Below are 8792 nucleotides of genomic sequence, written 5' to 3' on the forward strand. Positions count from 1 at the left end.
GTCCACCCGGTGCCGGCCGCTGGTGAGGACCAGCAGCGGCGCGTCGTCGGCGCGGAAGACGAGGCTGTTGGCGATCGCGCCCACCTCGACACCCAGCGCTGCCGCCGCCTCGGCCGCGGTGCGCGCGGAGTCGGGCAGCTCGACGACGTCACCGCGGACGCCCGCGGCCCGGAGTGCGGCGGCGACCACCCGCGACCGGGCGGGCAGGTGGGACAGGTCGGTCATGCGTGCTCCTCGGGGGTGCGGGGGAGCCGTCGGCGCGGCCGCAGGCGGAGGTTCGGGAGGTCGGGGGCAGGGATCCGCGCTCCGTCGTGGCCTGCGACGACGCCGAAGCGCTCGGTGCGCCGGTCGACCGACTCCCAGTCGGCGCGCGCCTGCGCGACGTCGGCGTGCGTGCGGCCGACGAAGTTCCACCACATGACCAGGTCGTGCTCGAACGGGGCGCCCCCCAGCAGCAGGAGGCGGGCACCGTCGCGCGACCGCACGCGCACGTGATCGCGGCCGTCGCCGAGGTGCAGCAGCCCGCTGGTGGTGTGCGGCGTCCCGGCGACCTCCGCGGTCCCACCCAGCAGGAGCACCGCGTGCTCGAGCTCACGCACCAGGGGGATCTCGACGTCGGCGCCCGGGTCCACCTCGATCTGAGCGCCCAGCAGCGGGGTGTGCACGTGGGCCGGCGACCTGGTCCCGTCGAGGCTGCCGACGAGCACCGTGGCGCGCGCCCGGGGCGACTCCCACACCGGCAGGTCCACCACCTGCTCGAACCCCGCCGCACCCTCGGCAACCCCGTCCGGCAGCGCTGCCCAGAGCTGGACGCCGTGCAGCATCGGCGCGGCACCGACGGAGAACTCGGAGTGCGACACCCCGCGCCCGGCCGTCATGAGGTTGAGCTGCCCGGGGCGCACGACCACGTCGGAGCCGACGCTGTCGCGGTGCAGGATCTGCCCGACGACGGGCCAGGTGACCGTCTGCAGCCCGGTGTGCGGATGAGGGAGCACCCGCATGTCGACGTGCTGCGGGCCGAACTCGTCGAGGAAGCACCACGCGCCGACCATCGGCAGGGTGCGCTGGGGGAGCGTGCGACGGACGCGCATCGCCCGGACGCCACCGAGCGGGACGTCGCGGGCCTCGTGCAGCTCCGTCACCGGGCCGTGCGTGGGTGCGAGGTCGCTCAGCTCGGGCACCGGCCGCACCTCGAGGTTGGTCATGCGCCCAATCTAGGAGGCGGACCTCACACACGGGGTACCTCGCGCGTCTGCACACTGTGAGCGTGAAGGAACCGTTCGAGCGGGTGGTCGTCGCCCATGGCCCCACCGTGCTGCGCGTGTGCCGCGCGGTGGTGGGCCCCGTCGACGCCGACGACGCCTGGTCGGAGACGTTCCTCGCCGCGCTGCGGGCGTATCCCGACCTGCCTCCCGACGCCAACGTCGAGGCGTGGCTGGTGACCATCGCGCACCGCAAGGCGATCGACGCGGTCCGCCGGGCCGCCCGGCACGCCGTGCCCGTCGCCGACGTGCCCGACCGTGCCGTCGCGCCCCGGACCCGCGACCTCGACCTGTGGGCGGCGCTGGCCGCGCTGCCCACCAAGCAGCGCCAGGTCGTCGCCTACCACCACCTCGGCGGCCTCCCGTACGACGACGTCGCCGCGCTGGTCGGCGGCACCGCGGCCGCGGCACGGCGGGCCGCCTCGGACGGCGTCGCGACCCTGCGCCGCACCTATCCCGCCATCGACCAGGAGGAGTCATGACCTACGCACCGAACGTGGCCGAGGACGACCTCCGTCGGCTGCACGAGCGGCTCGCCGCCCGCGCTGCGGCGGAGGGGCTGCTCGACGTCGCCTACCGGACCGTGGACAGCCCGGTCGGCCCGCTCCTGCTCGCGCGCACGCCGGCCGGGCTGGTCCGCGTCGCCTTCGGGGTGCAGGACCACGACGCCGTGCTCACCACGCTGGCTGCGACCGTCAGCCCGCGGATCCTCGAGGCGCCCGGGCGGCTCGACCACGTGGCCCGGGAGCTCGAGGAGTACTTCGCCGGCCGCCGCACGACGTTCGACGTGCCGCTCGACCTGCAGCTGCTGCGCGGCTTCCGGCGCGACGTCGTGCTGCACCTGCCCGACATCGCCTACGGCCGCACGGCGAGCTACGCGCAGGTGGCGAGCCTGGCGGGCAGCCCACGCGCGGTCCGCGCCGTCGGCACGGCGTGCGCCCTCAACCCGCTGCCGGTCGTGCTGCCGTGCCACCGCGTGGTGCGCTCCGACGGGTCGCCCGGGCAGTACGCCGGCGGGCCGGCGGCCAAGCTCACGCTGCTGGACCTCGAGACGCGCCGCGTGGACGCGGCGTAGCGTCGGAGCCATGTGCCGGAACATCACCACGCTCCGAGGGCTCGAGCCGGCGGCCACCTCGGAGGAGATCGAGGCCGCTGCGCGGCAGTACGTGCGCAAGGTCACGGGCGTCCAGTCGCTCAGCGACGCCACACGCGAGCCGTTCGAGGCCGCCGTCCGGGAGGTGGCCGCGATCACCGCCCGCCTGCTCGACGAGCTCCCGCAGCGGCGCCAGCCGCCCACCACCGTGCCGCCGCTGCGCCGTGCGGAGGTCCAGGCGCGGATCGCGGCACGGGAGGCCCACGAGCGCGCGCACGAGCTGGGGCTGCCCCACGAGCACGAGCACGAGCACGCCCGGGTCTAGAGGGGCCAGCGCACCAGGCGGGGGATGCCCTGCGGGGCGACGGCGGCGAGCGCGAGGAACCGGGCCTCCGCCCGGTGCAGGCGGATGTGCTCGTCGAGCGACCAGGTGGGCCCGTTGGTGAGCTGCATGCCGCAGGCGCACTCGATGGTCACGCGTCCGTCCTCGGTCGTGGTGACCTGCCCGACGGTCGTGTGCTCGGTGGCGGCACGGACCTTGGCGTGGCGCATCTCCGCGCTGACGGCCTCGACGGGGTTGTCCATGACCCCATCCTGGTGCAGGACGGTCAGTGCTCCGACCGGATCTGCTCGTCCTCGACCAGCTGGTCCAGCTCGAACGACTCGTCCCACTCGCCGCCGCCCAGGCTCGGCATCATCGCGCGCAGCCGTGGCTGCCAGCCGTCGATGCGGTCGGGGAAGCAGCGCTCCAGCAGGTCGAGCATGGTGGCGACGGCCGTCGAGGCACCCGGCGAGGCGCCCAGGAGCCCGGCGATGGTGCCGTCCGCCGCGGTCACCAGCTCGGTGCCGAACTCCAGCACGCCGCCCAGGGCCTCGTCCTTCTTGATCACCTGGACGCGCTGGCCCGCCGAGACGAGCTCCCAGTCGCGCGGGTGCGCCGTGGGCACGAAGGCGCGCAGGGTGCGCAGGCGGTCCGTCGGCGTCGCCGTGACCTCGCCGACGAGGTACGTCAGCAGGTCGAGGTTGCGCAGGCCCACGGCGAGCATCGGCACAAGGTTGCCCGGTCGGATCGACCGCAGGAGGTCGGTCCAGGACCCGTGCCTGAGGAACTTCATGCTCCAGCCCGCGTACGGGCCGAACAGCAGCGCGGTGCCGCCGTCGACCACGCGGGTGTCGAGGTGCGGCACGGACATCGGGGGAGCACCGATGTCTGCCTTGCCGTAGACCTTGGCCCGGTGCCGGGCGACGAGCTCGGGGTTGGTCGTCTTGAGGAACTGACCGCTGATCGGGAACCCGCCGAAGCCCTTGGCCTCGGGGATGCCGGAGCTCTGCAGTAGGGGGAGCGCGCCGCCGCCCGCACCGACGAAGACGAACCGCGCCCGGACCGTGCGGCTGCGCCGATGGCCGTTCCAGCGGCGGTCGGCGACGCGCACCGACCAGGTGCCGTCCTTCTTCTGCCGCAGGCGCGTGATCTCGCTCTCGAGGTGCAGGCGCGCCCCTCGGTCCACGGCGTCGGCGATCATCGCGCGGGTCAGTCGTCCGAAGTCGACGTCGGTGCCGGCCGCGGCGCGGGTGGCGGCGATCGGCTCGTCGGGGTCGCGGTCGTCCACCAGCAGGGGTGCCCACTGCCCGATCTGCGCGGGGTCGGTGCTGAACTCCAGGTCCGAGAACAGCGGGTGGGTCCGCAGCGCGTCGTAGCGGCGGCGCAGGTAGTCGGCGTCGTCCGCGCCGCGCACGAACGTCATGTGCGGGGTCGACGAGAGGAACCCGTCGCCGCCGGGCAGCCGGTCGTGCGTCGCCAGGTGGTGCCAGAGCTCGCGGGACAGCTCGAACTGCTCGTTGATCGTCACGGCCTTGCCGATGTCGATCGTGCCGTCCGGCCGCTCCGGCGTGTAGTTCAGCTCGCACAGCGCCGCGTGACCCGTCCCGGGGTTGTTCCAGGCGTTCGAGCTCTCCTGCGCCGGCTCGGCGCGGCGCTCGTGGATCTCGACCGTCCAGCCGGGCTCCAGGGTGGTGATCAGCGCGGCGAGGGTCGCGCTCATGATCCCGCCCCCGACGAGGACGACGTCAACGGTCTCTTCGCGTTCTGGCACGCGTGCGATCGTATGTTGACGTCGAGATACCCCCTCGACCGTGAGCGTGTGATGTTCCTTACGTCAAGGGACGGAAGGCCCGACCTGCCGCGGGGTCGGTGCGGCAGGCCGGGCCGGTGCGGTGCGGTCGGCGGGTCCGTGTCACCCGCCGACCGCACCGCGGCTCATCCGGCGGCGCAGGTGCTGCCGTTCAGCGTGAAGGCGGCGGGCTTCGGGTTGGTCCCCGTGTGGGACCCGTTGAAGCCCAGCTCCACGCTGCCGCCGGCCGGGACCGTCCCGTTCCAGGGGGCGTTGGTCACCGTCACCGCGGCTCCGGTCTGGGTGTACGCCCCCGACCACAGGTTGGTGACCTGCTGGCCCGCGGGGAACGTGAAGCCGAGCGACCAACCGCTCAGGGGCGTCGCGCTCCCGTTGGTGATCCGCACCGACGCGGTGAAGCCGGTGTTCCAGTCCGACGTCGTGTAGCGCACCGAGCACGCGCCCGGCTGCACAGTCGGTGTCGGTGTGGGTGTGGGGGTGGGTGTGGCCGTGACCGTCGGTGTCGGTGTCGGTGTCGGCGTGGTCGGTGTCGGAGTGGCCGTCGGGGTCGGGTCCGTGCCCGTCAGGTTGCCGACGACGATGCCCCGACCGTTGGTGCCCACGTAGACCCGCCCGTACACGTCCGGGTCGCCGATGACGACCGACCCGGTCCAGCCCCACTGGTGCCGGTCGTCGTTGAGGCGCACCCAGCTGGCGCCGGCGTCGATCGAGCGGAAGATGCCGCGGACGCCGTTGATCTTCGACGACGTGTAGATGGCCGGGTAGCTGGTGCCGGGCGCGGCCTTGCCGAACCCGATGGCGTCGCCCTGGTCGACCGCGGCGACCTTGGTGAACGTCGCGCCCGAGTTGGTGGAGTGCCACATCCCGTAGGCGCCGGTGGTGGTGCCTCCGGTGAGCCAGACGTCGCCCTCGCGCCCCGGCACCGCGGCGAACCGCACGTTGCCCGCCGTGGGCAGGCCGGTCGCGGCCGACGCGGTGAACGTCGCGCCGCCGTCGGTCGAGGTCCAGAAGGTGCCGCCGGAGAACGCGTAGAACCTCAGCGGGTTGACGCGGTCGGACTCGACGCGCGCACCGGTCGCAGGACCGGTCGACCTCGTCCAGCTGGAGCCGAGGGTTGACGACGTGTGCACGCCCGCCCCGTCGGCGCTCCACACGATCCGGCTGCCGTCGGCGCTCATGGCCACGGTGCCGCCGCCCGTCACCCCGCCCGGCTCCTGACCGGCCCACCAGGAGCCGCCGCCCGAGGTCGAGACGGAGATGTGCGAGGTCCCGGCGTCCCCGGAGCCGACGCGGACCATCGTGGCCGGCGTCTTCTCGGCGAAGTCGGTGCCGTTCACGGAGCCCATGAACGGAGCGGTCGCCGAGTAGGCGGACGGTGCCTTCGTGATGTCGGCGTGCACGAAGCCGCCGATGTCACCCAGACCGGAGACCAGCTGCGTGGCGCCCGGAGGGGCCGCCAGGTCCAGCACGGCCGTCTCCTCGAGGCCCTGGGCCTTCACGGAGATGTTCACCTTGCCGCCGGTGTCCCACGCGGTCAGGTTGGAGCCGCCGTAGATGGTGGCGCCGGTGCCGTACAGGAACGAGCCGGAGTCGAACGGGTCGATCTCGAACGACTCGGTCATCCAGCCGAGCTTCGGGCTGGGCTCCGGCGGGGCCGGCTGCTTGCCGAAGGTGAGCCACCCCGAGCCTGCGATGTCGAGCGTGTAGCGCAGGGTGCGGTCCGGGTAGCCGTTCCAGTCCCAGATCCGCGACCAGGTGGCGCCGCGGTCGGTGGAGCGGAACACCTGGATGTCCGGGAACCACGAGATCTGCGTGACGGCCATGATCGTGTCCGGGTCCTGGCGGTCGATGGTCAAGCCGCTGTAGCCGAAGTAGTTGTCCGTGCTCGAGGACGGGACCGGGCTGATCTGCGTCCAGGCGCCCGTGGCGGCGTCGAGCCGCCAGAGGTCGCCGTGGCCGCCGTCGTACGGTCCGCCGGTGTCGCTCGTCGCGAGGTACAGCTGCTTGCCGACGGAGTCGAACACCCCCTTGTGCGCGATGAACCCGGTGGGCTGACCGGCGATCCGCGACCAGGTGGCGCCCGCGTCGGTGGACCGGTAGACGGTGTTCTCCTTGTCGGCGACGCCGACGTAGATGGTTCTGGTAGGTGACCCCTTGGTGCCGCTGGTGGGGTCGAACGTCACCCACACGACGCCCTGGTTGGTGGTGAGGTACCCGTTGGGGTCGCTGGGGTCCTGCGCGTAGCTGCCCACGTTGGTGAAGCTGGACACCTTGGCCCAGCTCACGCCCGAGTCGGTGCTCCGCCACAGGCCGTTGCCGCCCTCGGTGCCGAAATACAGGACCCGGTTGTCGTTGGGGTCGATCTGCAGGCGCTCGCCCATCCCGCGGCCGGGCATGTTGCCGCCGACCTTGAACGGCAGGGTGGTCTTCGCCCAGGTGGCGCCGCGGTCCGCCGAGCGCAGGATCGCGCCGTTGTTGGGGTCCCAGCTGTTGGTGTACATCCCGACCGCGGCGTAGACCCTGTTCGGGTTGACCGGGTCGGTGGCCAGCGAGAGGACACCGTTGTGGCCCCAGTCGTCCCAGCCGACGTGGTCGAGCAGGGGGATCCAGCGCTTCGTGCTCTGGTCGAGGCGGTAGGCGCCGCCGATGTCGGTGCGGGCGTAGACGAGGCCCTTCTCCGACTGGTTGTAGACGATGCCGGGGACGAACCCGCCTCCGACGATCTCGACGTTGCTCCACGAGTAGGGGGAGTCGGCTGCGTGGGCGGTCTGCTGGCCGGCGACGGCGACGAGCGCGCCGGCGACGAGGGCACCGGCGGCGGCGATCGCTGCGAGCCGGGCCGGCGTGCGGGGTACGAGCGAGGAGGCGGACATCCGCAGCAACTCCTTCTTGGAGCCGGTGAAGGCCGTGAGGAGGGCGCCGGCGGCGTTGCCGGGGCCCTGGTGACCGGCGCTGGGCGACGACCGCGGCGAACGTATCGAAGCGCTTCGAGAGAGCAGCAGGGGGCTAATCGTTTCGCAGCGTCGGCGACGCCCCGCGACCAGGGCGTGCGCCGACGCGCCGCGCGGGGTAGAACCAGAGCATGAGCCGCGAGCGCGACCTGACGTCCGACCCCTCCGCCGAGCACCTGGCCGACCCCGCCCGCGCGGAGGCCGAGCTCGACGCCGCGGACGCACGCTCCGGCGGAGACCCCGCCCGGGCGCCTCGCTCGCTGCTCGCCGTCGAGCTGGAGGCCGACGACGAGGCCATCGCCAGCAGCGACGACTGGGACGACCCCGAGCGCCTCTAGGAGAGATCCAGGCGCTGCTCGCGGACGCGCCGCAGCAGCGCGCGGCCGTCCTCGCCCTGGAGCACCGGGATGCCGTCGGGGCGCCGGGCTGCCTGCTCCTCGGCACGCACCTGGTCGGTCGTCGGGACGGGCACGCCGTGCGCGAGGACGTGCTCGCCGAACGTCAGCTGCCGGATCAGGATGGCCCGGACGCGCTCCGGGAAGTGCTGGGCGGCACCGGCGTAGATCTGGGGGTCGCGCTGGCCGTCGTCCCCGACCAGCACCCACTGCACGTCCGGCAGCTCGGCGAAGAGCCGGCGCAGCTGTGCCACCTTGTGGGCCGGCCCGCTGCGGAACCAGCCGGCGTTGGTGGGACCCCAGTCGGTGAGCAGCAGGGGGCCGGCGGGATAGCGGTGCCGGCGCAGGAAGCGCGCCAGCGTGGGCGCCGCGTTCCACGCCCCGGTCGACAGGTAGACCACCGGCACGTCCTGGTCGCCGGCGCGCAGCTCCGCGTACAGCCGCGCCATCCCCGGGACGGCCTCCCGGGCGCTCTCGTGCCGCATGAACACGTTCCACGCCGCGACGAAGGGGCGGGGCAGCCGCGTCACCATGACGGTGTCGTCGATGTCGCTGACGATGCCCAGGCGCACGTCCGGCCCGATCACGTGCACCGGTGCCGTCGCGGTGGCACCGTCGCTCGTGGTGAGTCGCACCTCGTGCCACCCCGGCGCCAGGTCCGACTCGAGGATGGTGTCCACGTAGCCGCCGCGGTCGGTCTGCACGCGGTGCGTCCGGTCGCCCACCTGCACCTCGAGCTCGGCGCCGGAGACCTGCGCGGTCGCGAAGCTGCGCCAGCCGCGCAGCGCGGTCGCCGAGCGCGTCCCCGCCTGCGCGGCACCCCCGGCGCCAGGCAGGTCGGCGTCCCGGACGTGCGGCGCCGCGAGCAGGGTCCGGGCGAGCACACGGACCCCGCCCGTGGAGCCGTTGCCGGCGTGCGGCGCGCTCCGCCCGGGCCCGCCGCGCCGCCGCCGCGGGGG

General features: G+C 73.6%; 10 protein-coding genes. 4 read left to right on the forward strand and 6 right to left on the reverse strand.

Annotated elements, in window-relative coordinates; genetic code table 11:
- The coding region (locus RYN42_RS18215) for a YbaK/EbsC family protein (protein WP_315098397.1) at positions 1-225 on the reverse strand (225 nt) is incomplete at its 3' end.
- Complete coding sequence (locus RYN42_RS18220; protein ID WP_315098400.1) at positions 222-1205, reverse strand: pirin family protein; 984 nt, start codon at positions 1203-1205, stop codon at positions 222-224. The genes RYN42_RS18215 and RYN42_RS18220, both read right to left, overlap by 4 nt.
- A gap of 62 nt (positions 1206-1267) precedes the next feature.
- Here RYN42_RS18220 and RYN42_RS18225 point away from each other — a divergent pair, with 62 nt between their 5' ends.
- The 3 genes from RYN42_RS18225 to RYN42_RS18235 are packed head-to-tail and all read left to right on the forward strand — an operon-like array spanning position 1268 to position 2680.
- The gene (locus tag RYN42_RS18225) at positions 1268-1744 is read left to right on the forward strand and encodes an RNA polymerase sigma factor (protein ID WP_315098402.1); all 477 of its coding nucleotides are present in this window, start codon (positions 1268-1270) and stop codon (positions 1742-1744) included.
- On the forward strand, positions 1741-2337 hold the full coding sequence (locus RYN42_RS18230) for a methylated-DNA--[protein]-cysteine S-methyltransferase (RefSeq protein WP_315098405.1): 597 nt from the start codon (positions 1741-1743) through the stop codon (positions 2335-2337). Before RYN42_RS18225 ends, RYN42_RS18230 begins: the two co-directional genes overlap by 4 nt.
- 10 nt (positions 2338-2347) lie before the next feature.
- On the forward strand, positions 2348-2680 hold the full coding sequence (locus RYN42_RS18235) for a DUF2277 domain-containing protein (RefSeq protein WP_315098408.1): 333 nt from the start codon (positions 2348-2350) through the stop codon (positions 2678-2680).
- On the opposite strand, the gene RYN42_RS18240 is transcribed toward RYN42_RS18235, so the two are convergent.
- The 3 genes from RYN42_RS18240 to RYN42_RS18250 all read right to left on the reverse strand — a co-directional run bounded on the left by RYN42_RS18240 (position 2677) and on the right by RYN42_RS18250 (position 7360).
- The gene (locus RYN42_RS18240) at positions 2677-2940 is read right to left on the reverse strand and encodes a hypothetical protein (protein WP_315098411.1); all 264 of its coding nucleotides are present in this window, start codon (positions 2938-2940) and stop codon (positions 2677-2679) included. The genes RYN42_RS18235 and RYN42_RS18240 overlap by 4 nt on opposite strands.
- Before the next feature lie 23 nt (positions 2941-2963).
- Positions 2964-4448 (reverse strand): malate dehydrogenase (quinone), encoded by a 1485-nt coding sequence (gene mqo / locus RYN42_RS18245; protein WP_315098414.1) that lies wholly within the window; start codon positions 4446-4448, stop codon positions 2964-2966.
- Between the two features lie 164 nt (positions 4449-4612).
- Positions 4613-7360 (reverse strand): cellulose binding domain-containing protein, encoded by a 2748-nt coding sequence (locus RYN42_RS18250; protein ID WP_315098417.1) that lies wholly within the window; start codon positions 7358-7360, stop codon positions 4613-4615.
- Between the two features lie 209 nt (positions 7361-7569).
- On the opposite strand from RYN42_RS18250, the gene RYN42_RS18255 reads away from it, so the two are divergent.
- Entirely contained in the window at positions 7570-7776 is a 207-nt protein-coding gene (locus tag RYN42_RS18255; RefSeq protein ID WP_315098420.1) for a hypothetical protein, read from the forward strand.
- Here the strand turns inward: RYN42_RS18255 and RYN42_RS18260 are convergent.
- Positions 7773-8792 (reverse strand): phosphatase domain-containing protein (locus RYN42_RS18260; RefSeq protein WP_315098423.1); only part of this gene is annotated, 1020 nt, incomplete at its 5' end. The two genes, RYN42_RS18255 and RYN42_RS18260, sit on opposite strands and share 4 nt — an antisense overlap.

Source organism: uncultured Cellulomonas sp. (assembly GCF_963527515.1).
In the GTDB taxonomy this organism is placed as follows: domain Bacteria; phylum Actinomycetota; class Actinomycetes; order Actinomycetales; family Cellulomonadaceae; genus Cellulomonas.